Origin of the sequence: Mycetocola sp. (genome assembly GCF_046716805.1) — a bacterium.
GTDB lineage: Bacteria > Actinomycetota > Actinomycetes > Actinomycetales > Microbacteriaceae > Mycetocola_A.
The window spans coordinates 10,608-33,516 of sequence record NZ_JBKJWH010000167.1 but is presented as its reverse complement, the minus strand read 5'-3'; the positions used below and the strand labels follow the sequence as shown (position 1 = coordinate 33,516).

The following is a 22,909-nucleotide window of genomic DNA, read 5'->3' as shown; positions in this document are numbered from 1 at the left end:
CAAGGCTAGCGAATGCGGCACGCCCCGGTGGGCGCCCGGCCGACCCGTTCGGCCGCCCATAGACTGAAGCCATGCCGGATCAGCCCCTCGACGCCCCTGAACTCGACCTCACCGCCGGGTCGGTGGATCTCACCCGGGCGATCTGCGACATCGAATCCGTGTCGGGCAACGAGAGAACTCTCGCGGATGCCATCGAGCTCGCGCTGGCCGCATACCCTCACCTCGACGTCGTCCGTGAGGGCAACACGATCGTGGCACGCACGCTACAGGGCCGGGGGCGGCGGGTGGTCATCGCCGGGCACATCGACACGGTTCCGCTGAACGAGAACCTGCCCACCCGCTTCGAAACCGTCGACGGCCGGGACTACCTGTGGGGCAGGGGCACCGTCGACATGAAGGCCGGAGTCGCGGTTCAGCTCAAGCTGGCCGCAGAGCTCACGGCCCCTTCTCTCGACGTGACCTGGATGTGGTACGACAACGAGGAAGTGTCGAGCGACATCAACGGCCTGAAACTGCTGGCCGAACGCCGCCCTGATCTGTTCGTCGGCGACTTCGCCATCCTGGGTGAGCCAACCCGCGGCGACATCGAGGGCGGGTGCAACGGCACCCTCCGGGTCGAGATAACCACCACGGGGCTTCGCGCCCATTCCGCCCGCAGCTGGGTCGGCGACAACGCCATCCACAAAGCGGCGCCGATCCTCGGCATCCTCGCCGCCTACGAGCCCCGCTCGATCGAAGTCGACGGCCTCGTCTACCGCGAAAGCCTCAACGCCGTCGGCGTCTCCGGCGGCATCGCCGGCAACGTCATCCCCGACGAGTGCACGGTGACGGTGAACTACCGGTTCGCGCCGAACCGCAGTGCAGCCGAGGCCGAGGCCGAGGTCCGCGAGTTGTTCTCCGGTTTCGACGTCACGCTGACGGATGCCGCCGACGGGGCCAGGCCGGGACTGGACGCGCCGATCGCTCAGGAGTTCCTCGCCGCGGTGGGCGGCGTCGCGTTGCCCAAGTACGGCTGGACCGACGTCGCCCGGTTCTCCGCCCTCGGCATCCCCGCCGTCAACTACGGCCCCGGGGACCCGCTGAAGGCCCACGCCGACGACGAACGGGTCGCGCTGGACGAGATCGCGGGCTGTGAGACGGCACTCCGCACCTGGCTGACCGGCGCGGGTGGCTGAGATCCGAACCAGGTCGATTCCCGACCTGTGGCGGCGCACTCCCTGGTGGGGCCAGGCGCTTTTCGTGTTCGCTGCGGCGCGGGTGGTGACGACCGTCATCCTGCTCGTGGTGGCGGCAGGCCAGCCCGCGAACGCCTGGACCGGCCCGAGTCCCGGCTACGCTGATTTCGCGTCGATCTGGGACGGCCGTTGGTACAACATCATCGCCGAGTCCGGCTACCCGAGCGTCCTGCCGCGGACCGAGGACGGTCATGTCGGCGAGAACGCGTGGGCCTTCATGCCGGTGTACCCGATGGTGGTCCGGGCAGTCATGGTGCTGACCGGGATGCCCTGGGCGCCCACGGCGGTGTTCGTCTCACTCGCCTGCGGCTTCGCATCCGCTGTCGTCATTGCACGGCTGTTCCGGCTGGTTCTCCCGGCCGGAACCGCGATGTTCGCCGTCGTCTGCTATTCGGTGTCGCCGCTCGCGCCCATCCTGCAGGTCGCTTACGCCGAATCGATGCACCTTCTGCTTCTCGCGGGCGCGCTCTCCCTCGTGATGCGCCGGCGGTACTGGCTCGCCTTGCCCCTGATCGCCGTGGCGTCCTTCACCCGCCCGAGCGGCCTGGCCTTCGCGCTGTTCCTCCTGTTGCACGTGCTGCACCGCTGGTGGACGCGACGGCAGAACCCGTTCCCTCGGAGGGAGGTGATCGCGGCATCCGTCACCGCCGTGGCGAGCGGTGTCCTGGGGCTCGGCTGGCTCGTCACCGCCTGGGCGGTCACCGGCTCCCTCACCGCGTACACCGACACCGAACTGGCGTGGCGATCGGCGTACATCGGCTACACCGACCTTGTGCCGTTCGCCGGATGGTTCCAGGGGCTGGACTGGTGGGCGGTGAACGGGCTCGGGCTACCTGCGGGGTTCTGGTGGGGTGCGAGCGGGGTCGTCCTCCTCGTCGCGGCCGTCGTGGCACTCCTCGTGTCGCCGCAGGCCAAACGGCTGGGGATCGATCTCCGGCTCTGGGTTGCGAGCTACCTGCTCTACCTCTGGGCGGTGTTCTTTCCGCAGTCGAGCACGTTCCGGCTGCTCGTTCCGGTCTTCCCGTTGGCCGGAGTGCTCGCTCAGCCGCGATCGCTCGTCTATCGGAGCGCGATCGTCGTGCTCAGTATCGCTGGTCAGATCGGCTGGATTCTTCTCGCCTGGCGGGTCGATGGCTACGACTGGACGCCGCCGTAGCAGTGCCCCCAATCCGGGACTGGAACGGGGCCGATTTCGCCTGTCCCCCCTGAAAGGCAGATAATAGAGTTCTAAGCAACGAAAGGGGAGCCGAATGGCAGCGATGAAGCCGAGGACTGGGGATGGGCCAATGGAGGCCGTGAAGGAGGGTCGGCTGATCATCGTGCGGGTTCCACTCGAAGGCGGCGGACGACTCGTCGTCTCCGTGAACGATGCTGAAGCCAAAGAACTCCACGATGCACTCGCCGGGGTTGTTTCCCCGAGCTAGTTCTTCCAAGCACAAAGGACGCGGATGCCGGTGGTCACCTGACCACACGCATCCGCGTCTTTGTTGTGTGGGGCGTCAGTCGAGCTTGGTAATCTGCAGCAGGCCGTCGCCGACAGGTGAGAGCGCACTCACCACGGCAGTTGACGACGCGATCTCCTGTACCAGTGTGCGGAAGGCGCTGGTGACGTCGTCGCGCTGCGCGGGGTCGGCGACTCGACCGCGCCACAGGGCGTGAGGAACGAGAACCGTGCCACCGGCGCGGGCCAGCCGTAACCCGTGTTCGACGTTCTCGATCACCTGGGCGGGGTCGCCGTCGACGTAGACGACGTCGTACGAGTTCTCGTTCATGCGAGGAAGCACATCGAGGGCTCTCCCCGTGATGAGACGCACACGGTTCGCAGCGATACGGGCGTCGGAGAACGCTTGCCTGGCGTAGCCGAGGTGTTCCACTTCGGAGTCGATGGAGGTCAGCACCGAACGGGAAGATGAGTGCAGCAGCCACAAGCCCGACACGCCGGCTCCGGTTCCGATCTCAACGATGTTCATCGCATTCGTGGCAGCAGCAAGAACCGCGACCTGTGCCCCCATCGCAGGCGACAAGGGTTCGATGCCGAGCTCGAGGGACTGTGACCGGGCCTTCGCGATCGCCTCAGATTCGGTGACGATGTAGTCGGCGTACTTCCAGTTCGAATCTTGTTCTGACACTTCTTCGCTCCCGATGGTGGTTGGCACAACAGTACCGGCGGAATGTGCGGGATTTTGCAAGGCGCGGCGCGATAGTCTGAACTCGTGTTCTTTGGCCTGACGTTCGAGAAGCTGCTCATCATCGGGGTGATTGCTGTCTTCCTGTTGGGCCCTGAGCGGCTGCCGGGGTACGCCGCGAAATTCGCACAGTTGATCCGGTCGCTTCGCGACATGGCTCGCGGGGCCAAGGACCGCATGCGCGACGAAATGGGACCGGAGTTCGACGACGTCGACTGGCAGAAACTCGACCCCAGACAGTATGACCCCCGCCGGATCATCCGGGAGGCCCTCCTCGATGACTCGCCCGAGCCCGAACCCGTGATCAAGCCACCGTCGACCTTCCCGGCGGCTGCGGGCGCCGCCGCAGCGGGGGGAGCCGTGTCGGAGCAAACGGTACCCGGGGCGGCGTCGTCGCCGTTCGTGACGCCGGGAGCGATCGATCGTCGTCGTCGGATCGCCGCAGGGGAACCGGTCACGCCGCCGCCGTACGATCCCGAGTCGACCTGACCGGCAGTGTGAGGCGGTGCCTGTTCATGAACGGGATTTCGCCTGCTCAGAGCAGCCCGCAGGTGGCGCGCACGTAGTTCAGGAGTTCCTCTCGGACACCGTCCCTCGGAATAAGGCGGTATTCGCCTGCTGTGCCGTCCGACAGTCGAACGGCGATGTTGAACACTGTGCCGACCTTGTCATCGGCGATGGCGTGCGCGTCACAGCGGGCGGGAACGATCCGAAGCTCGGCGGTCACCGACCCGGATGCCGCGTCGACGCTCACGTCGAGCGGCCAGTCCTCGGCGTTCTGGTGCGTCGCAGGATCCGGCCGCAGCAGCGGAGTGGACGACACACCCTCGACCTCGACTCGCCCCTCAGCGCCCGTCGGGGCGAAGGTCAGCGTCACGACGGCGACGGAGGCCCGCCCTTCGCCCTCGACGACGAGAGAACCGACCGAGACGGCGGCCACCCGTTCGACCTGTTCGGCTATGCAACCTTCTCCGCGCAACCGTTCGAGTGTCGCCAGGGGGTCGGCGACGGGGACCGAGGCAGTGGCTCGCGCCTGTCCGTCGAGGAAGCTCAGGACCGCGACCGGCTCGGCGGTGGCCCCGTCGCACTCGACGTCAGGCACCGGTGCCCGCAGGTCGACGGTGGTTCCCGAGCGCACCGTTGTGCCCCGCTCCCACTCCGCCGGTGCGGAGAAGCCCGGCCAGGACACCCGGGCGCTCTGCAACGCGAGGTCCGAGCCTGATTCGTTGACGACGCGGATGACGAGGGTCCCGCTCGTGTAGTCGGTGCGACCCTGCAGAACTTCGACCCGAACGCCGTCGGGCAGTTCCGCCGGCGCGCTGGCGGCGCAGCCGCTGAGGACGGCCGTTGCCGCGCACCAGACGATCGCGTTCAGGCGACTGAGCCACCGATCAAGCACGACTACACCGGAGCGAGGCCCAGTTTGCGGCCGGCGAGGCCGCGGCCGGTGGCGATGAGCCGGTCGGCGACCGTGCGGATGGCGACGCTGGCTGGGTCAAGCGGGTCGCTGAGGACGACCGGCATTCCCGCGTCGCCTCCGAAGCGCAGCGGCACGCTGATCGGCACCGAGGCGAGCAGTGGGACCTCGGGCGCGTCGTCCGCGGCACTGAGCCTCGTTGCCACTTCCGCCCCTCCTCCTTCGCCGAAGAGGGAGAGGACGGTGCCGTCCTGCTGGAGGAGGCCGGCCATGTTCTCGACCACGCCGATCACGCGCTGGCCGGTCTGCCTGGCGACGATGCCGCTGCGTTCGGCGACATCCGCCGCTGCCGGCTGAGGTGTGGTGACGACGATCACGTCGGCGTGGGGGAGTGTCTGCCCGATCGAGATCGCGACGTCGCCGGTGCCAGGGGGCAGATCAATCAGAAGGATGTCAAGGTCGCCGAAATACACGTCGGTGAGGAATTGCGTGATGGTGCGGTGCAACATCGGTCCCCGCCATGCAACAGCGGACGAGCCGCCCGGCTCGACGAACATGCCGATGGAGATCACCTTCACGCCGAAGGCTAGAGGCGGGAGGATCATGTCTCCGACCTGTGTGGGGCGGGTGATCGCGCCGGCCGCTGCCGCGGCATCCGTCAGGCCGAGCAGGCCCGGAATGGAGAACCCGTGCACGTCGGCGTCGACGATCCCGACGTTGAGGCCGCGGGAGGCGAGTTCGACCGCGAGGTTGGCGGTGAGCGTCGATTTGCCGACGCCGCCCTTGCCGCTCGTGACGGCGATCACCCGCGTGAGGGAGTCCGGGCCGAACGGCATCACCCGGGCCGCCTTCCCGCCGCGAAGCTTCTCGATCAAGGCGCGGCGTTCATCCGCTGTCATCACGCCGACTGCAACGCTCGTGGAGGTGACGCCGGTCACGCCGGCGACGGCCGCTGTCACATCCCGCTCGATCGCGGTCGCCGCAGGGCAGCCGACGATGGTCAGCGTAATGGCGACGGATGCCGCACCGGCGTCATCGACATCGACACCGGCGACCATGCCCAGCTCGGTGATCGGCTTGCGGATCTCGGGGTCGATCACTCGGCCGAGAGCCGCGGTGATGCGGGCCTCGAGCTCAGCGTTGGACATCGTCCTTGTCCTTCTCAAGCTCCTCCAGCAGCCCGCGAAGCTCCTGGCGGATGAAGTCCTTCGACGCCATGTCCTTCATGGCCAGGCGCAGGGCAACGACCTCGCGGGCCAGGTATTCGGTGTCGTTGAGGTTGCGTTCGGAGCGCTGGCGGTCCTGCTCGATCTGTACCCGGTCTCGGTCGTCCTGGCGGTTCTGGGCGAGGAGGATGAGCGGAGCGGCATACGAAGCCTGCAGGGACAGGATGAGCGTCAGCGCCGTGAAGCCGAGCGCGGCCGAGTCGAAACGCAACTCCTCGGGCCCCCAGCTGTTGTAGGCGATCCAGGCCAGGCAGAAGGCCGTGAGTCCGAAGAGGAAGCCGGGGGTTCCCATCTTGCGGGCGACCCACTCGGTGAACCGCCCGAAGCGGTCACTCGACTCACGGTTACGGCCAGGAAGCATGGACGAACGCAGGCCTTTGGGGGCATCGAGGCGTACTTCGTTCCTGCGGATCTTAGGCACGAGCTGGCCTCCTTCCCTGTGGTCTGTTGGGCGCTACGGACTCGTCGTCGTCGTTCTGACTTCGCCAGTCTTCGGGCAAGAGGTAGTCGAGGACATCGTCAATTGTCACCACCCCGACGAGTCGATGGTTGTCGTCGACAACCGGGACGGAGACGAGGTCGTAGCTGGCGAGAATCCGTGACACTTCAGCGGCGGATGCTTTCGCGGTGACTGGATCCAGGCTCTGGTCCATGATGGAGCCAAGACGTTCGTGCGGCGGGTACCGGAGCATCCGTTGGAAGTGCACGATGCCGAGATAGCGGCCGGTCGGCGGCTCGTACGGCGGCAAGGTGACGCACACCGCTGCGCCGAGGGCAGGGGGGAGCTCGGGCCGGCGGATCAGGGCGAGTGCTTCTGCGACCGTCGAGTCAGCCGAGAGGATCACCGGCTCCGTCGTCATCAGGCCGCCGGCGGTGTCAGGGGCGAACGCGAGGAGCATCCGAACGTCCTCCGCCTCCTCCGGCTCCATCAGCTGGAGCAGACGTTCGCCGCGCTCGGCTGGGAGCTGCGCGACGAGGTCGGCGGCGTCGTCTGGTTGCATGTGGTCGAGGACGTCTGCGGCGCGTTCGTCGCCGAGCTCGGTGAGGATGTGGACCTGATCGGATTCAGGCATCTCCTCGAGGGCGTCGGCGAGGCGGTCGTCTGAGAGCTCCTCGGCGACCTCGATCATGCGGTCCTGGGGCAGGTCGAGCAGGGTGTTCGCGAGGTCTGCCGGTTTGAGATCTGAATAGGTTGCGATCAGCTGCTCAGCCGATTGTGCTTCGCTGCCGGTCTGCCTCTCCCGGATCTCGCGCCAGGTCGCGAAGGCGGTCGTCCCCTTCGCGAACGGGCTCGATGAAACCTTGGGGCGGCGGACGAAGTACTGGCTGACCGCCCATGCGCCCGGTCCCACCTCCTCGATGGCGACGTCTTCGATGGTCGCCTCGCCAGAGCCGTCGACGAAGTCGACTTTGCGGCCGAGGAGCTCGGCGATCACACGAACTTCCCCGCCTCGCTGCTCGAAACGGCGCACATTGATGAGCCCGGTCGTGATGATCTGTCCTGATGCGATCGACGTCACTCGGCCGATCGACACGAAAACCCGTCGTTTTCCGGGAATCTCGACGATGAGCCCGACCACCCGAGGCGGATCGTTCTTGCGATACACCACGAGCACGTCGCGCACCTTGCCCACACGGTCACCCGCGGGATCGAAAACGGTGCACCCGGCCAACCGGGCGACGAAAACTCTCGTGCCACTCACCCCTCTAACTTAGTGCGCGCAGCCGCGTGGCGGGGATCGAGGTGCCGTCACAGACGGATTCCCGGGGAGCGGGTGGGAGAATGGACAGGTGAGCAACCAACAGCAGCGTCGCGGCCTGTCCCGCGGGCCCCTCGACACCGTCATTCCCCGCGGCGAGACCGTCGCCAGCTTCGAGACCTACACCGAGGCGCAACGCGCCGTCGACCGGCTTGCCCAGGCGGATTTCCCGGTCAAGCAGGTGTCGATCGTGGGTGACGGGCTCAAAAGCGTTGAACGCGTCACCGGCAAACTCAGCTACGGCCGCGCCGCTGGCGCTGGCGCCCTCAGCGGCGCCTGGCTCGGCCTGTTCTTCGGGCTGCTCCTCGTGATCGTCAACCCGGCATCCGACCTCGTCTTCGTCGGCGCCGCCGTGCTCATCGGCGCCGCGTTCGGCATGATGTTCACGATTGTCTCGTACGCGGTGAACCGCCGGCGACGCGACTTCACCTCGGTCATGCAGGTCATCGCGACGAGCTACGCCGTGACGGTGTCGACGGAACTCGCGAACCGGGCCAGGCACGTGCTCAGCGAAGCCCCGACCCAGCAGTAGCCAGAGGCTGCCCGGCGCCGGGCGTCAGCCGTTGAGGCGGGCGATCCAGGCCTCGACGTCGTCTGCCGTGCGCGGGATCGCCGCTGAGAGGTTCTCGGCGCCGTCTTCGGTGACGAGGATGTCGTCCTCGATCCGCACGCCGATCCCGCGGAACTCCTCCGGCACGGTCAGGTCGTCCGGCTGGAAGTAGAGCCCCGGTTCGATGGTGAAGACCATGCCGGCCTTCACCTCGCCGTCGTGGTACATGTCGCGGCGCGCAGCCGCGCAGTCGTGCACGTCGAGTCCGAGGTGATGGCTCGTGCCGTGCACCATGTACCGGCGGTGGAACTGGTTCGATGCCTCGAGCGACTCTTCCGCTGATACCGGGAGGAGCCCCCACTGTGCCGTGTGCTTCGCGATGACCTTCATGGCCTCGGCGTGCACGTCACGGAAGATGATGCCGGGGCGGACGATCGCGAATGCGGCGTCTGCCGCTTCACGCACGGCCTCATAGACGGCGCGCTGCACGTCGGTGAACCGTCCGTTCACCGGCAGGGTCCTCGTGATGTCCGCCGTGTACAGACTGTCAACTTCGACGCCGGCGTCGAGCAGGATCAGGTCACCGGGGGTGACCGGGCCGTCGTTGCGGGTCCAGTGCAGGATGCACGCATGCGCACCCGACGCAGCGATGGTGTCATAACCGACAGCGTTGCCGTCGAGCCTCGCCCGGGTGTAGAAGACACCTTCAACGGCGCGTTCGCCCCGCTCGTGTGCTGAGATGCGCGGGAAATCAGCGATGACGTCGTCGAAGCCGCGGGCCGTGGCATCCACGGCGAGACGGAGCTGCGCGATCTCGAAGTCGTCCTTGACCAGCCGCAGCTCGGAGACAAACGACGTCAGTTTGTCGTCCTCCTCGACGGTGAGGTCGGCGTCCGTTGCTTCGAACCGGTCGATGTGGTCGGTGGCGAGTGCGAGGTCGGCTGCGACCTGGGCGAGCGACGGACGAGCGCCGATCCAGAATTCCCCGATGGCCGGGTTCGCGTAGAACTCGTTCGACGTCCGGTCAGCCCGCTCACGGAAGTACAGTGTCGCGTCGTGGCCGTCGTCGGCGGGGTCGAGCACGAGGACCGCGTCCGGCTCCGAGTCTGAACCCCAGCCGGTGAGGTGTGAGAAGGCCGAGTGCGCACGGTAGGGGTAGTCGGTGTCGTTTGACCGCTGCTTGAGCGCGCCCGCCGGGAGGACGATGCGCTTGCCGGGGAACGCCGATGACAGACGGGCGCGGCGCTCGGCCGCGAAGCGGGCCTGTTCTCGGGGAGCGGGGAGTTCGTCGACCCGGTCGGCCCATGAGGAGCCGATGAAATCCTGGAACTGGGCCGATGCCGGGGTCGTCGACCGGTTCGACGTGCCGCGCGGTTCTTCGCTGGTGGTTTCGTCGCTGGCCGGCTGGACGCCTGTACTCGTCGTGGTCGGGGTGTTCCTGGCAGTCTGCATGCAGCCATTCTTCCACTGATGACGCCCCGCCGCTTTCGGGGCGCCGGTGCCTGCCTAGGGAGCTGTGCGGGTCAGCTGCACGAGAACCGGTCGGTGATCGCTTCCTGTGCCATCCGCCTCGGTGACCACGCGCATCCCCGTCGTCTGCCAGTCCGGGGTCGCCATGACGTGGTCGATCGGCGACCCGATCAGGGCCGGGATGCTGGTGGGCCAGGTTCCGACGGACGCGTTGCCCGAGGCTTTGCCTGCGTCGATGCAGTTGCCGAGCGCGGCCTCGTCGGTTGCGCCGAGCCCGGCCATGTTGTCGAGGGTGGCGTTGAAGTCGCCCGCCATGATGACGTTGTCCGTCCGGCACTGCTCTGCCAGCCAGGCGAGGTCCTTGCGCCAGTTGTCCATCTGGCCGGTGATCGGGGCGACGGCATGGGCGGCGACGATCGTCGGGCCGTCCCCATCGACGGGTTCGACGATGACCGTCGGCAGGACGGCGGTGTTGTCGTCCCGGTCCTCATTGCTCGTGACCTTGACGTAATCGCCGAGGTCGGGGCTGATCAGCACAGTGGTCGATCGCGCAGGGGAGATCTGGTCGAACCACTCAGTGAGCACCCACATCGGGCGTCCCTGGGCCCGCATCGTCTCGGCGATCTCGATGCCTGTCGCCTGCGTGGTCTCGGGGAGGGAAATGACGTCAGCACCGGAATCCATGGCGAGGTTCACGACGGCGTCGGCGCCCGGCGCGTCGCCGAGGGTGTTCCAGCTGAGCACGGTGACCGAGTTCGGTGTCGCCTCCGTGAAAACGGTGTTGCCGAGCCCTCGGGAGACCCCGATGGCGGCATTGCCGCCGACGAAGAGGAGCAACAAAACGACCACTGTGCCGGCGAAGGCTCGAAAGGGGCGCGCCAGGGCGAGCAGAGCGAACGCGACGGCGGCGAGCACCCCGGCGACGATCGCCAGGGACCGCATCGAGGTGATCTGCGCGATGATCCACGTGGTCTGCAGGCCGAACATTTGCGGCACGGAAATGACAAGGAGCGCGACGGCGATTCCCACGGTGGCGATGGCGCCGAGGACTTTGAGCATGGTTCAGCCACACTATCGACACTGGGCTGGGATTAGCCGGGAAACGGCGGGCGCGGCGCGAGCCATACACTGTGAGGATGCCAGTTCGTCCCTTGTTCGCCGGGCCCGCGGACCTCCACACCCACTCGCGCGTGTCCGACGGCACCGAGTCGCCCTCGCGGGTCGTCCGCCAGGCCGCGGCAGCGGGACTCGGGGTCGTTGCCCTCACCGATCACGATTCGACGGCCGGCTGGCACGAGGCGTCCGTCACCGCGGCCGACGTGGGGATCACCCTTCTTCCCGGAATGGAATTCAGTGCGAGGCTCGGATTCCAGAGCGTTCACCTGCTGGCCTACCTCTTCGACCCGGACAACGGCGCCCTCAACTCCGAGACAGCGCGGATCCGGGAATCCAGGTTGCGTCGCGCCGAGTCGATCGTGCGGCGGATCGCCGCCGACTACACCCTCAGCTGGGACGACGTCGTCGCCCAGACCACACCGGGGGCGACGGTGGGCCGCCCGCACATCGCCGATGCGCTGGTCGCTCGCGGTCACGTGCCCACCCGCAGTGAGGCGTTCGCCGGCATCCTGCACCCGCGGACGGGTTATTACATGCCGCACTACGCCCCCGATCCGCTCAAGGCGGTGCGCCTCGTGCGTGCGGCCGGGGGAGTGCCGGTGATTGCCCACCCCGCCACTCGCGGCCTCGACGCCATGATCGACGAGAAGCACCTCGGCGAACTCGTCGACGCCGGGTTGTTCGGCCTGGAGGTCGACCACCGCGAGAACAGCGAGGAAGGCAAGGTACGGCTCCGGGAGCTCGCCGACATGTTCGGGCTCGTGCTGACCGGGTCGAGCGACTACCACGGTGAGGGGAAACCCAACCGGCTGGGGGAGAACACCACCCCGGATGCCGTCGTGCAGGCGATCATCGACGAAGCGTCCGGGTCGGCCCCGGTCTACCCGCGGGGATAGCCGCTGCGCGGTGCCGCCGATTCACTCCCCGCGGACCGAATCACTCGGTACGCCGGGTGTCTTCATCCGGAGTGAGTGAACGCACGGATGCTGGTGCTTCCGGGGGTGGAACGGGGGTTGCTGTGCCTGTCTGCCGGCTGGCCGCCGATTCACTCCCTCCGGACCGAAACACTCGGTACGCCGGGTGTCCTCGTCCGGAGTGAGTGAAAGCGTGGGAGTTCGACCGTTTTCGCCGGAGCAAGGGAGCCGCGCTTCGGGGGAAGCATCCGGGCACGAGAAAGGCCCACCCGAACCGAAGTTCGGGCGGGCCTGATCAGCAGGAAGCCGACGTTACTCCGGGCGGTTCGTGCGGCGGCGCGTGCGGCTGCGGCGGCGTGGTGCGCTGTTGCCGTCGTGGTGCTCGCTGCCCTGCCCGTCGTGGGTGCCCGCTGCGACGACCGGTGCGTCCTCGCGCGGAGCATCGGCGGAGGCCGCCGGGCGGGTGCGCGTACGCCCGCGGGAGGAATCGCGTGATCCTTCACGGGGAGGCCGCGAGCCGTCGCGAGGCGGGCCGGTGCGCTTCTCGGCAGGAACCGCGGTCGACGCTCGAAGCCGACCCTTGGTGCCTTCGGGGATGTCGAGGTCGGAGAACAGGTGCGGGCTCGACGAGTACGTCTCGGTCGGCTCCGGCTGGCCGAAGTCGAGCGCCTTGTTGATGAGCGCCCACTTGTGCAGGTCGTCCCAGTCGACGAAGGTGACGGCGATACCGGTCTTGCCTGCACGGCCGGTACGACCGACGCGGTGCAGGTAGGTCTTCTCGTCCTCCGGAATCGTGTGGTTGATCACGTGGGTGACGTCGTTGACGTCGATACCGCGCGCGGCGACATCCGTGGCGATGAGAACGTCCTTCTTGCCTGCCTTGAACGCGGCCATGGCCCGTTCACGCTGCTCCTGGCCGAGGTCGCCGTGGACGGCAGCGGCGTTGAAGCCGCGGTCGGTGAGTTCCTCGACGAGTTTGGCCGCTGACCGCTTCGTGCGGGTGAAGATCACCGTCTTGCCGCGGCCCTCTGCCTGGAGGATGCGGGCGATGACCTCGTCCTTGTCCATGTTGTGGGCACGGTAGACCAGGTGCTTGATGTTCGCCTGCGTCAGACCCTCATCAGGATCTGTCGCCCGGATGTGGATCGGCTTGGACATGAAGCGACGCGCCAGGGCGACGATCGGCCCGGGCATCGTTGCGGAGAACAGCATGGTGTGCCGGTCCTGCGGGGTCTTCGAGAAAAGCTTCTCGATGTCGGCGAGGAAGCCGAGGTCGAGCATCTTGTCTGCCTCATCGAGCACCATCTCGCGAACGTTCGAGAGGTCGAGCAGGCGCTGGTTGTTGAGGTCGATCAGGCGGCCGGGAGTACCGACGACCACCTGGGCGCCGGCCTTCAGCTGTTCGATCTGTCCCTCGTAGGCCTTGCCGCCATAGATGGAGACGATCTTGGTGGGGCGGTTGCCTGCGGCCAGCTCGATGTCCTCGGTGACCTGCACGCAGAGTTCACGGGTGGGCACGACGATGAGGGCGACGACACCGGGGGCGGGGTCCTGCCCGATGCGCTGCAGGAGAGGAAGACCGAAACCGAACGTCTTGCCGGTTCCCGTCTTCGCCTGGCCGATGATGTCCTGGCCGTCAAGCGCGAGGGGGATGGTCTGTTCCTGGATGGGGAAAGGCTCCAGGATGCCCTTTGCTGCGAGGGCGTCTGCCATGTCCTGGTCGACGCCGAGATCGGTAAAATTCACTTGGTTGGTTGCCTGTCAATGCATATAAGCGGTCTACGCCCTGCATATTTTTGAGGCGTAGTATCCCGATCCGATGCCGGGAACAAAGCCCAGCCTACCGAACATCTACACTGGAGCCGTGGTTTCATGGTTTAGTGCGTCCCGGTCCCGAGCACCCTTGCCGCGCCTCCGCCCCCGAGCCAGCACCATCCAGGCCACCAAAGTGGACTTCGCTGAGCTCGCCCCAGACACCTCGAGCTACCTCGGCCAGGTCGCCTACCTGCAGCTCTGCTTCTTCCAGTCGATCTCGAACATCAGCGCCACGTCGAAGGACCTCGAGGCCACCCAGACTCTCTCGGCTGCCGCCGGCTTCGCGCTGGCCAAGCACCAGGGCCTCGTCGCCGAGATCCGCCGCCGCGGCGAGAACCCGACCGAGGTGATGGCGCCGTTCGTGCCCGGGATCGATCGATTCCTCGAACTCACGCGGGGAGCGTCCGTCAATGAAAGCCTGCTCACGCTCTACATCACCCAGGGATTTCTCGACGACTTCTTCATCCGGCTCTCAGACGGTCTGCCGTCCGAGATCGGCGCGCGCTACGCGAGCCTGCTTGGCGCGGACTCCGGGTCAGCCGGAATCGTCGGACTGCTGACGGATGCCATCGCGGTCGACCCGAAACGCGCCCACTTCTTCGCGATGTGCGGCAGGCGGCTCGTCGGTGACACGCTGCTTCTGGCGCAGTCGGCGTTGAACCTCGATGGGCACAACACGTCGGATGACGCGCGGATCGAGCCGGTCTTCACCGAACTCATCGCCACGCACACCCGCCGGATGGACGCGCTCGGCCTGACGGCCTGACCAGGTCATCGATCGAAGCGACGTCCTCAGAGCTGCCATCACCCGCAGCGGTCGCGCGGACCCCAGCTACCCGGGGCCAGCTCAGGAAATGCAGCCGGTCAGCCGCCGAGCGCAACCAGCCGGCGCTGGTCCGACGCCTTGCGGTGCCTGCCGAGGTAGAGGTCGACGACAGCGGCCGCGACGGTTGCCACGATCAGGGTCACTGCCCAGATCCAGCCGCCGTCCCACGCCCATCCGAGCCAGGTCAGGGCGACCCAGACGATCGCCGCGACGACACTCGCAACGGCGGGAATCAGCGCGAACCCGTGGGTGCCGCGCCACGGCAGCGCGTAGTGAACGGCGACACCCGCGGCGGCGGCGAACAGGATGATGAAGAGGAGTTCCACCGGGGAGCCTTAGCCGACGAAACCGATACGGCGGGTCTCTTCGCTACCGACCTCGACGTAGGCAAGGCCTGCGGTCGGGACGATGTAGAGCCGACCCTTGTCGTCGCTGAGGCTGAAGTAGCTCTTCTCGGACCCGAGTGCTTCTGAGATCGTTTTCTCGATCTCGGTGGCGGTCTGAGCGGACTCGAAGCTGAGCTCGCGCCCGCTGTTGGTAATACCGATACGGATCTCCACGAAAAAGCACCTTTCCCTTGCGTTACCAGCAACATTACGGCAGATGCCGTGCACACCTCGACCGCACGTCCTCGCCGAGAGCGAACAGCCACCCCGGCGTGCGTCCCGACGGTGTCACTGGTGCCCGGTAACTTGGCTGTCGTGGCAATCCGGGGATTCAACAGTTCTAAGCGCAGTACCGCTGCACCCGCTTTGCTGGTTCCGGATGCTTCGCAGCAGGCGGTCCTGGATCTTGTCGACGGCGCCAGCGCGGCGGTCGCCGGGGCGCCGGGCACCGGCAAGACGTCGACGGTGGTCGAGCTCGTCGCCGATCGCATCGTGCTCCGCGGTTACGACCCGGCCGAACTGCTCGTGCTCGCCCCGAACCGTCGCGCGGCCGCCGCGCTCCGGGATCGGCTGGCGTTGCGGGTCGGCGTTCCGACCACCGGGCCGCTCGCGCGAACCCTCAGCTCGGTCGCGTTCCAGATCGTCGGGGCGCGGGCGTCGCTCGAAGGCCGGGAGGCGCCGCGGCTTCTCACCGGGGCCGAACAGGACACGGTGATCGCCGAACTGCTCGCCTGGCATGAGGCCGACGGCACAGGCCCGGACTGGCCAGAACCGCTCGGCGCCGACGTGCGACGGCTGAAGGGGTTCCGCACCGAGTTGCGGGAACTGATGATGCGAACGGTCGAGGCCGGGCTGCGCCCGGAGTCGCTGGCACGGCTCGGTCAGGAGAACGGCCGGCCGGAATGGGCCGCGGCCGGCCGGTTTCTCGCCGAGTACGAACAGGTCGTCGACAGCTTCGGCGCCGACTACCTCGATTCAGCCGAGATCGTCGCGCAGGCGACAACAGAGCTGAACCGGGGTTTCGGTCTTGACGGTCTCCGGCTCGTCGTCGTCGACGACGTCCAGGAGCAGGGACCGTCGGCGATCGGGCTGCTCCGTGCCCTCGCCCGCCGGGGTGTCGCTGTGATCGCGTTCGGCGACCCGGACGTCACCTCGAGCACCTTCCGCGGCTCCGACCCGGCGGCTCTGGCGGGTCTCGGTCCGGCCCTGGGGGTGGCGGTGGAGCGGCTCACCCTCTCGACGTCCTACCGGCACGGCGACGACATCCGCGGACTGGTCCGCCAGGTGACGGAGCGTGTGGGGGCGGCCGGTTCGATCGCCCACCGCTCGGCTGTCGCCGCGGAGCGCGACGACTTCCCGCTCGAGAACACCCAGCCGATCGTGCGGATCGAGGCCTCATCGACGGCGGCTGAGCACCAGCAGATCGCGCGGGTGCTCCGCGAGCATCACCTGTTCGGCGACATCCCGTGGTCGAGGCTTGCCGTGATCGTGCGCTCGGGTGCAACCATCCCTGTCCTGGCCCGGGCGCTCGCCCTCGCGGAGGTCCCCGCGACGACGCCGGCCGGGGGCCGCACGATCCGCGCGGAGTTCGCGTCCGCCCAGCTGCTGTCGGCTGTGGCGTTCGTGCTCGGCCGTACCGAGGCGACCGCGGAGCTCGTCACGTCCCTCCTGACCGGGCCGCTGTGTGGCCTCGACGGCATCTCACTGCGCCGGGTCCGCCGGGCGCTCCGGCACGAGGAGCTCGCGGGCGACGGCAGCCGCTCCGGCGATGAGCTGCTGCTCGATGCCCTCGAGCAGCCGGGGCGATTCGCCACCATCGACTCCGCCGCTGCCCGGGCGGCGGGCCGGTTTGCCAGCACGCTTGCTGAGGCGCGCGCGGCGGCCGGGGCGGGCTCCAGCATCGAAGAGCTGCTCTGGCTGTTCTGGGACCGCAGCGGTCTTGCCGCGACCTGGTCTGCGCAAGCGCTGGGCTCCGGTCTCGCCGCCGACGAAGCGAACCGCAACCTGGACAGCGTGATGGCGTTGTTCACCGCGGCGAAACGATTCGTGGAACGGCACCCGGCGGAACCCGCCGGCCGTTTCGTCGACGAGATCCTCGCGTCGGAAGTTCCTGAGGACTCATTGACGCCCCAGTCTGCCGCCGACGCCGTGTTCATCGGCACACCGAGCGCCGTCGTCGGCAGTGAGTTCGACGTCGTGATCGTCGCGGGGCTCCAGGACGGCGCCTGGCCGAACCCACAGCTGCGTGGTTCGCTGCTCTACCCGCATTCCCTCAGCCAGCTCTCCGCCGGTCTCCCCGTCGCCGATCTCGATGCGCGGGCCGAAGTCCTGTCAGACGAACTGCGGATGTTCGCCCTCGCGATCTCACGGGCCCGCACGCAGGTCGTCCTCACGGCGACCGTCAACGACGACGAACAGCCATCGGCGTTCCTGCGGTTCCCTGCCATCCGCGCGGTCGAACCGCTGCAGGGAGCCGACGCCCAGCATCCGCTTTCACTCCGCGGAATGGTCGGCGCGCTCCGGCGTCGCCTTGTCACCACGTCAGATCCGCACGCAGCTTCCGCTCTCGCGCGACTGGCCGCCGAAGGCGTACCCGGCGCGGATCCTGAGGACTGGTACGGCCTCCTCGAGCCATCGACGTCGGCTCCGCTTGCTGACCTGACCGACCCGGAAACAAGCGTGTCGGTGTCCCCGTCGAAACTGGAAACGTTCGAGAAGTCCGGCCTGGCCTGGTTCATCGACACGATGGCTGCGGCGCCGTCCGGGCTCGCAGCGGGCATCGGTACCGTCGTGCATGCGGCCATGGAGCAGGCGGGGCGGATCCCGGCTGACGAACTCACCGACGACGACGTGAGCGTCGAGCGGCTGTGGGAGCACATCGACGAACACTGGTCGGAGCTCTACTTCGAGGCGCCGTGGCTGGCCGAACGTCAGCGGCGGCTCACCTCGCGGCTCGTCGAAGGGCTGTCCGAGTACCTCACCGACTTCCGGCGGGCCGGGAGCGAAACGATCAGCGCTGAAGGCAAGTTTTCGGTGACGCTCGGGCAGGTCACGCTGACGGGCACGATCGACCGGGTCGAGCGTCTCCCAAGCGGCGAGGTCGTGATCGTCGACCTGAAGACCGGCAAGAACGCACCGACCAGGGCCAAGGTCGACGAGAACCCGCAGCTCGGCGGTTACCAGCTGGCGCTGGCGGCCGGCGCCGTCGGAGGGACGACACCGGATGACCCGTCAGGCGGGGCGACGCTTCTTTACGTGTCAGGCGGAGCGCGAGGCAAGGGCTACCGGGTACTCACCCAGCAGCCGATGACCGACGACGAACGCAAGGCGTTCAGCGAGCGGGTGGTGACGGCCGGTATCGGCATGGCCGCTGCCGAATTCACCGGAAACCCGAACCTCGACGAACGCGACCCGAAAGCGGACCCCATCTACCGCATCCACCTCGTCGCCGCGGTGAGCGCATGACCGCCGCACCGGGCATCGCGATGTCAGCGAAGGAGATCGCGGCGAAACTGGCGCTCCCCGAACCCACCGACGAGCAGGTCGCGGTGATCCAGGCGGACCTCGCCCCTGCGCTGGTGGTCGCCGGTGCCGGCAGCGGAAAAACCGAGACGATGGCCAACCGGATCGTCTGGCTTCTTGCAAACGGCAAAGTGCGAGTGCCTGAGATCCTCGGTCTCACCTTCACCCGAAAGGCCGCCGGCGAACTCGCGGAACGGGTGGGCCGGCGCATCGGCCAGCTTCAGGACCTCCAGCTGGCCGAGAACCCCGACACCGCCATCGATGTGCTCGAAGCGCCGACGATCGCCACGTACAACTCCTTCGCCAGCGGGTTGTTCCGGGAGTACGCCCGGCTCATCGGGCGCGAACCCGACGCCACAGTGATCACCGAGGCGTCCGCCTGGCGCCTGGCCCGGCAGATCGTCGTCGACAGCGCCGACGATCGACTCGTCGGCATCGACAAGAGCGTCGACCAGGTCACTGCCGCTGTTCTGTCGCTCAGCCACGCGCTCAGCGACAACGACGCGGCCGGCAGCACCGATGACATCCGTTCATTCGCGAGGCGGTTCCTCACCCTCGCGGAACTTCCCGTCCATGACGGCTCCATGCGCAAGACGGTGCCGTTCAAATCGGTCACCGATGCGGTCGCCGACATCGATTCACTCGGCCTGCTCGTCGACCTCGCTGAGCGGTTCGCTGCCGAGAAACAGCGGCTCGGCTTCGTCGAATTCAGCGACCAGGTCGCGCTCGCGCTCGAGATCTGCCGCCGGGTACCCCGAGTGGTCGACGAATACCGGTCACGCTTCAAAGTTGTCATCCTCGACGAGTACCAGGACACCTCGGTCGTGCAGACCGACCTGCTGGCCCGGCTGTTCTCCGGCCACCCGGTGATGGCCGTCGGCGACCCGAACCAGTCGATTTACGGATGGCGCGGTGCCAGCGCCGCCAACCTCGCCCGGTTCTCGGCAGACTTCTCCGTTGCAGATTCAACAGCGTCGGGCACCGCCGACGCCTACGCCCTGTCGACCAGCTGGCGTAACTCCGGGCAGGTGCTCGACGCGGCGAATGCGATCGTCGGCCCGCTGCCGGCGACCCCGCATGTCCCCGTTCGGCGGCTGGAACGTTCGCCGTTCGCCGGTCCGGGGAACATCTCGGTGCTCTTCGCCGAGACCGTGGTCGAAGAGGCGGACGCCGTCGCGCGCTGGTTCGCTGGGGAACTCGCCCGCCCGTCGGCGAAAAACGAGCAACGCACAGCGGCGATGCTGTGCCGGTCCCTGAAAAAGGTGGACGTCTTCACCGAGGCCCTTCGCCGCAACAACGTGCCGTTCCACATCCTCGGCGTCGCCGGACTGCTGCAGCAACCCGTGATCGTCGACCTCGTCGCGGCTCTCCGCGTCCTCCACGATCCGACCGCAGGCTCCGAATTGGTCCGGCTGCTCACCGGCGCGCGCTGGCGGATCGGCCCACGCGACATCAAGGCGCTCAGCGGGCTGGCCCGCTGGCTCGCCGACCGCGACCTGTCGCAGCGCCTGATCGCCGAGGACGTTCGCGGCAGAATCGCCGCTTCCGCCGCCCACGACGACGGCAAATCGATCGTCGATGCGCTCGATTTCCTCCAGACCGCGCCGGCCGGTCACTCGGCGCTTCGCGAATTCAGTGCTGAAGGCATCCGCCGGATGCGACTCGTCGCCCGTCAGCTCGCCGCCTTGCGTCGCCGGTCCGGGCTCGACCTGTACGACCTTGTGAACCTCGTGGTGCAGGAGTTGCAGCTCGACATCGAGGTGGCGGCGAACGAGCAGAACCCGCTCGGCCAGCCGAGCCTCGACGCCTTCTCCGAGCAGATCGCGTCGTACCTCGCCGTCGTCGAAGGGGGCAGCCTCGGGCCGTTCCTGTCCTGGCTGGCTGAGGCGGAGCGGCGGGAGAATCTCAACCCACGTGGTGAGGACCCGGAACCCGGAACCGTGCAGATTCTCACCATCCACGGTTCGAAAGGCCTGGAATGGGACAGTGTCGCCGTGCCGCGGATGGTCGCTGACGAACTGCCAGGCACTCTGCGCAGCAAACGCGGGTGGACGGCGTTCGGCGAGCTGCCGTACGAGTTCCGCGGCGACCGCGACGAACTGCCGACCCTCGCCTGGCGCGGCGCCGAAACTCAAGCGGACTTCGACGCGGCGTACACGGCGTTCGGCGCTGGCCTCGAGGACAGGAACGCCGCTGAGCAGCGCCGGCTGGCGTATGTCGCGGTCACCCGGGCGAAGGACGCCCTTCTGGCCAGTGGGTCGTTCTGGGCGACGCAGTCGAAACCCCGCGGCCCAGGGCAGTTCCTGCGCGAGATCGCCGCCGCGGTGCCGTCGAGCTGTGACGGGCTTCCTGAGGAATCCCAGTTCGAGGAGAACCCGCTGGCCGGCACGCAGAACGAGATCTCCTGGCCGCTCGACCCCCTCGGCGCCCGTCGGGGTCCGGTTGCGGCTGCCGCCGAGGCTGTCCGGTCCGCCGACCCCGCGTCGCCGACAATCTGGTCGAATGACATCGCGTTGCTCCTCGCCGAACGCGAGGCCCGGCTCTCCGCGGACGAATACGTCACGCTTCCCGACCGGGTACCGGCGTCCCGGTTCAAGGAGTACGTGACGGATGCCGCCGGCCTCGCGACCCGGATGCGCCGCCCGCTCCCTGAGCGCCCCTACCGGCAGACCCGCCTCGGAACGCTCTTCCACAGCTGGGTGGAGCAACGCGCCGGAATAGCAGGCGGCCAGGAATCGCTCGATTCGAGCTTCCTCGAACAAGACGTCGATGAAGCGCCGGGTACTCTGCTGCCCCTCGAGCAACGGGAGCTCGACGAGCTCGCCGTCCTCCAGCGCACGTTCGAGGCATCCGAATGGGCGGACCTGCGCCCCGTCGAGGTGGAACGGGAAATCAACTTCGTCCTCGGCGAGCAGATCATCATCTGCAAGCTCGACGCCGTCTACGAACGGGACGGCAGGTTTCAGATCGTCGACTGGAAGACCGGCAAGGCGCCCACATCGGCCGCCGAGCTGGAGGAACGCCAGTACCAGCTCGCCCTGTACCGCCTCGCCTTCGCGCAGTGGAAGAGAGTGCCGGCGGAGAAAATCGATGCCGTGTTCTACTACGTCACCGAGAACCGTGTGATCCGGCCGGCGACCCTCTACTCAGCGGAAGAGCTGGGGCGCCGTTGGGTCAGGGGAGTGATCTCACCGGACTCCGCGGCCTCCAGCGCCGAGAAGTCCAGTTCGGCGGTGTAACCGGCGTCGCCGCGGTCGCCTTTCGCTGCGATGATGTCAGACGCCGCTCGGCCAGACGCCGCGCTGCCCGACGCGACGACGTCGATCGGACCGGTCTCGACGGCATCCGGGTCATGATCCCTGGATCCCGAAGGGGACCGTCCGTTCGGATCGCCGGTGCGCTCCTGGTCGCCGACGAGTTCAGCGTCGCGGCCGAAGACGGCCTCGAGTTCTGAACGGTCATAGCTGTCGGTTTCCATGCCGATTCCGGTCGAGCCGGAAGCTGCGGTTGCCTGCGGCGTGCGGGTGAGCATGTCTTCGACATCGGACACGGCCATGATGGGCCCGGTCTGTGGCGACAGGGGATTCATCAGGTCTCCGAGAACGTGATCGACGAGGCCGTCGAGCAGGCTCACAGCATCGTCGATGATGCCCTGGTCGCGCGAGTCGACACCGTGCAACAGCCAGCGGGCGAGTTCGAGCTCGGCGTGCAGCATGGACCTTTGCACCAGGAAACGGTCGTGGTGTCGTGAAGACGAGGAACGGTAGGCGGCGAGGATGCTCTCCGCAGCCTCGCCGGCGCCGCTGAGCCAGTGCAGGTCACGTGCCGGGTCGCCGACGCGCAGGGAATTCCAGCCCAGGACGCCTGTGACGATCGAGCCGACGCTGTGGTCGGTGAGGACGAAGGATTCCGCGCCGAGCGAACCGTGGATGACGGTCGGCTGGAACTGCCAGAGCGAGTCGTCTGCAGCGGCATCCGTCCACCGTTTGCGCACAGCGGTTGGAAGCAGCCGGGTCGACGCTGCGCGCTCGATCACGCTGCGGGCTTCGTTGCGGCATTCCGCCGCGGTGAGGTGAGGCAGTCCCACTTCGGCGACGAATGAACCGGGAAGGGCGTGGATGGCGGCGATCGCCGCGCCGATGGATGTGGCGACGCCGTCACCGGCTGGGATCACTGATGCTTCGACGGTGTAGCCGGGCAGGTACTCGTAGACGACGACCCGGGTTCCGCGTGTCGATCCCTGTCCGACGACGCTGGGCACCTCGAAGGGGAGACGACTGCGGATCCCGGCGGTCATCGCCTGCAGGGCGATGAGTTCGACGGACTGTTCACTCGCGGCGCGCTCGTTCGCTGGCACCCGGATCACGAGTTCGCGGTCGTCACTGGTGCGCAGAAGCGCTGAATCGAAATCGCCGGTCGTGCCGTGCCCGAACGGGCCTGCGCCGAGAATCCGCAGGTCCGCGACGGCTGATGTAGCCAACGCGGC

The 22,909-nt window shown here is 67.6% G+C and carries 20 protein-coding genes; 9 read left to right on the top strand and 11 right to left on the bottom strand.

Annotated features, from left to right (window positions below; all coding sequences use genetic code 11):
- Nucleotides 1-71 precede the first annotated feature (71 nt).
- From dapE to ACLQ62_RS13710, 3 genes are all read left to right on the top strand, one after another.
- Nucleotides 72-1,175 carry a succinyl-diaminopimelate desuccinylase gene (gene dapE / locus ACLQ62_RS13720; protein ID WP_411722188.1) on the top strand — a complete coding sequence of 368 codons (1,104 nt, stop codon included), beginning with the start codon at nt 72-74 and terminating at the stop codon, nt 1,173-1,175.
- Nucleotides 1,168-2,391 carry a hypothetical protein gene (locus ACLQ62_RS13715; RefSeq protein WP_411722187.1) on the top strand — a complete coding sequence of 408 codons (1,224 nt, stop codon included), beginning with the start codon at nt 1,168-1,170 and terminating at the stop codon, nt 2,389-2,391. The genes dapE and ACLQ62_RS13715 overlap by 8 nt, the downstream gene beginning before the upstream one ends.
- A 94-nt stretch (nt 2,392-2,485) precedes the next feature.
- Entirely contained in the window at nt 2,486-2,659 is a 174-nt protein-coding gene (locus tag ACLQ62_RS13710; RefSeq protein ID WP_090712530.1) for a DUF3117 domain-containing protein, read from the top strand.
- Between the two features lie 75 nt (nt 2,660-2,734).
- On the opposite strand, the gene ACLQ62_RS13705 is transcribed toward ACLQ62_RS13710, so the two are convergent.
- Nucleotides 2,735-3,364, bottom strand: coding sequence for an O-methyltransferase (locus ACLQ62_RS13705; RefSeq protein WP_411722186.1), 630 nt, complete (start codon nt 3,362-3,364; stop codon nt 2,735-2,737).
- Nucleotides 3,365-3,448: 84 nt separating this feature from the next.
- On the opposite strand from ACLQ62_RS13705, the gene ACLQ62_RS13700 reads away from it, so the two are divergent.
- On the top strand, nt 3,449-3,910 hold the full coding sequence (locus ACLQ62_RS13700; protein WP_411722185.1) for a Sec-independent protein translocase TatB: 462 nt from the start codon (nt 3,449-3,451) through the stop codon (nt 3,908-3,910).
- A gap of 46 nt (nt 3,911-3,956) precedes the next feature.
- Here ACLQ62_RS13700 and ACLQ62_RS13695 read toward each other — a convergent pair whose 3' ends face one another.
- The 4 genes from ACLQ62_RS13695 to ACLQ62_RS13680 are packed head-to-tail and all read right to left on the bottom strand — an operon-like array spanning nt 3,957 to nt 7,767.
- Nucleotides 3,957-4,820: a hypothetical protein gene (locus ACLQ62_RS13695; protein WP_411722184.1), complete on the bottom strand. Its 864-nt coding sequence runs from the start codon at nt 4,818-4,820 to the stop codon at nt 3,957-3,959.
- Nucleotides 4,821-4,822: 2 nt separating this feature from the next.
- Nucleotides 4,823-5,986: an Mrp/NBP35 family ATP-binding protein gene (locus ACLQ62_RS13690; RefSeq protein ID WP_411722183.1), complete on the bottom strand. Its 1,164-nt coding sequence runs from the start codon at nt 5,984-5,986 to the stop codon at nt 4,823-4,825.
- Nucleotides 5,973-6,425 (bottom strand): DUF1003 domain-containing protein, encoded by a 453-nt coding sequence (locus ACLQ62_RS13685; protein WP_411722217.1) that lies wholly within the window; start codon nt 6,423-6,425, stop codon nt 5,973-5,975. Before ACLQ62_RS13685 ends, ACLQ62_RS13690 begins: the two co-directional genes overlap by 14 nt.
- Before the next feature lie 52 nt (nt 6,426-6,477).
- Nucleotides 6,478-7,767 (bottom strand): magnesium transporter MgtE N-terminal domain-containing protein, encoded by a 1,290-nt coding sequence (locus tag ACLQ62_RS13680; protein WP_411722182.1) that lies wholly within the window; start codon nt 7,765-7,767, stop codon nt 6,478-6,480.
- Nucleotides 7,768-7,855: 88 nt separating this feature from the next.
- Here ACLQ62_RS13680 and ACLQ62_RS13675 point away from each other — a divergent pair, with 88 nt between their 5' ends.
- Nucleotides 7,856-8,356 (top strand): general stress protein, encoded by a 501-nt coding sequence (locus tag ACLQ62_RS13675; RefSeq protein WP_411722181.1) that lies wholly within the window; start codon nt 7,856-7,858, stop codon nt 8,354-8,356.
- A 24-nt stretch (nt 8,357-8,380) separates the two neighbouring features.
- Here the strand turns inward: ACLQ62_RS13675 and ACLQ62_RS13670 are convergent, their stop codons facing one another.
- Nucleotides 8,381-9,826 (bottom strand): aminopeptidase P family protein, encoded by a 1,446-nt coding sequence (locus ACLQ62_RS13670; protein ID WP_411722180.1) that lies wholly within the window; start codon nt 9,824-9,826, stop codon nt 8,381-8,383.
- Nucleotides 9,827-9,880: 54 nt separating this feature from the next.
- Entirely contained in the window at nt 9,881-10,903 is a 1,023-nt protein-coding gene (locus ACLQ62_RS13665; protein ID WP_411722179.1) for an endonuclease/exonuclease/phosphatase family protein, read from the bottom strand.
- A 77-nt stretch (nt 10,904-10,980) separates the two neighbouring features.
- Here ACLQ62_RS13665 and ACLQ62_RS13660 point away from each other — a divergent pair, with 77 nt between their 5' ends.
- Nucleotides 10,981-11,856, top strand: coding sequence for a PHP domain-containing protein (locus ACLQ62_RS13660; RefSeq protein ID WP_411722178.1), 876 nt, complete (start codon nt 10,981-10,983; stop codon nt 11,854-11,856).
- A gap of 330 nt (nt 11,857-12,186) precedes the next feature.
- Here the strand turns inward: ACLQ62_RS13660 and ACLQ62_RS13655 are convergent, their stop codons facing one another.
- Complete coding sequence (locus ACLQ62_RS13655; RefSeq protein WP_411722216.1) at nt 12,187-13,587, bottom strand: DEAD/DEAH box helicase; 1,401 nt, start codon at nt 13,585-13,587, stop codon at nt 12,187-12,189.
- 151 nt (nt 13,588-13,738) lie between these two features.
- Here ACLQ62_RS13655 and ACLQ62_RS13650 point away from each other — a divergent pair, with 151 nt between their 5' ends.
- Nucleotides 13,739-14,455, top strand: coding sequence for a ferritin-like fold-containing protein (locus ACLQ62_RS13650; RefSeq protein ID WP_411722177.1), 717 nt, complete (start codon nt 13,739-13,741; stop codon nt 14,453-14,455).
- Nucleotides 14,456-14,553: 98 nt separating this feature from the next.
- Here ACLQ62_RS13650 and ACLQ62_RS13645 read toward each other — a convergent pair whose 3' ends face one another.
- Both ACLQ62_RS13645 and ACLQ62_RS13640 read right to left on the bottom strand, forming a co-directional pair.
- Entirely contained in the window at nt 14,554-14,841 is a 288-nt protein-coding gene (locus ACLQ62_RS13645) for a hypothetical protein (protein WP_411722176.1), read from the bottom strand.
- Nucleotides 14,842-14,850: 9 nt separating this feature from the next.
- A complete protein-coding gene (locus ACLQ62_RS13640; protein ID WP_411722175.1) occupies nt 14,851-15,075 on the bottom strand; it encodes a DUF3107 domain-containing protein in 225 nt (74 codons plus the stop codon).
- 120 nt (nt 15,076-15,195) lie between these two features.
- Here ACLQ62_RS13640 and ACLQ62_RS13635 point away from each other — a divergent pair, with 120 nt between their 5' ends.
- Nucleotides 15,196-18,366 carry a PD-(D/E)XK nuclease family protein gene (locus ACLQ62_RS13635; RefSeq protein ID WP_411722174.1) on the top strand — a complete coding sequence of 1,057 codons (3,171 nt, stop codon included), beginning with the start codon at nt 15,196-15,198 and terminating at the stop codon, nt 18,364-18,366.
- Nucleotides 18,363-21,662, top strand: coding sequence for an ATP-dependent DNA helicase (locus ACLQ62_RS13630; protein ID WP_411722173.1), 3,300 nt, complete (start codon nt 18,363-18,365; stop codon nt 21,660-21,662). The genes ACLQ62_RS13635 and ACLQ62_RS13630 overlap by 4 nt, the downstream gene beginning before the upstream one ends.
- Here ACLQ62_RS13630 and ACLQ62_RS13625 read toward each other — a convergent pair.
- On the bottom strand, nt 21,566-22,903 hold the full coding sequence (locus ACLQ62_RS13625; RefSeq protein WP_411722172.1) for a phosphotransferase: 1,338 nt from the start codon (nt 22,901-22,903) through the stop codon (nt 21,566-21,568). The genes ACLQ62_RS13630 and ACLQ62_RS13625 overlap by 97 nt on opposite strands.
- Nucleotides 22,904-22,909 lie beyond the last annotated feature (6 nt).

What these genes read in the sequence shown, in the direction of transcription:
- dapE (WP_411722188.1), top strand. Translation starts at nt 72, where the DNA reads ATGCCGGATCAGCCCCTCGACGCCCCTGAACTCGACCTCACCGCCGGG.
- ACLQ62_RS13710 (WP_090712530.1), top strand. Translation starts at nt 2,486, where the DNA reads ATGGCAGCGATGAAGCCGAGGACTGGGGATGGGCCAATGGAGGCCGTG.
- ACLQ62_RS13690 (WP_411722183.1), bottom strand. Translation starts at nt 5,986, where the DNA reads ATGTCCAACGCTGAGCTCGAGGCCCGCATCACCGCGGCTCTCGGCCGA.
- ACLQ62_RS13685 (WP_411722217.1), bottom strand. Translation starts at nt 6,425, where the DNA reads ATGCTTCCTGGCCGTAACCGTGAGTCGAGTGACCGCTTCGGGCGGTTC.
- ACLQ62_RS13670 (WP_411722180.1), bottom strand. Translation starts at nt 9,826, where the DNA reads ATGCAGACTGCCAGGAACACCCCGACCACGACGAGTACAGGCGTCCAG.
- ACLQ62_RS13665 (WP_411722179.1), bottom strand. Translation starts at nt 10,903, where the DNA reads ATGCTCAAAGTCCTCGGCGCCATCGCCACCGTGGGAATCGCCGTCGCG.
- ACLQ62_RS13660 (WP_411722178.1), top strand. Translation starts at nt 10,981, where the DNA reads ATGCCAGTTCGTCCCTTGTTCGCCGGGCCCGCGGACCTCCACACCCAC.
- ACLQ62_RS13655 (WP_411722216.1), bottom strand. Translation starts at nt 13,587, where the DNA reads ATGGCAGACGCCCTCGCAGCAAAGGGCATCCTGGAGCCTTTCCCCATC.
- ACLQ62_RS13630 (WP_411722173.1), top strand. Translation starts at nt 18,363, where the DNA reads ATGACCGCCGCACCGGGCATCGCGATGTCAGCGAAGGAGATCGCGGCG.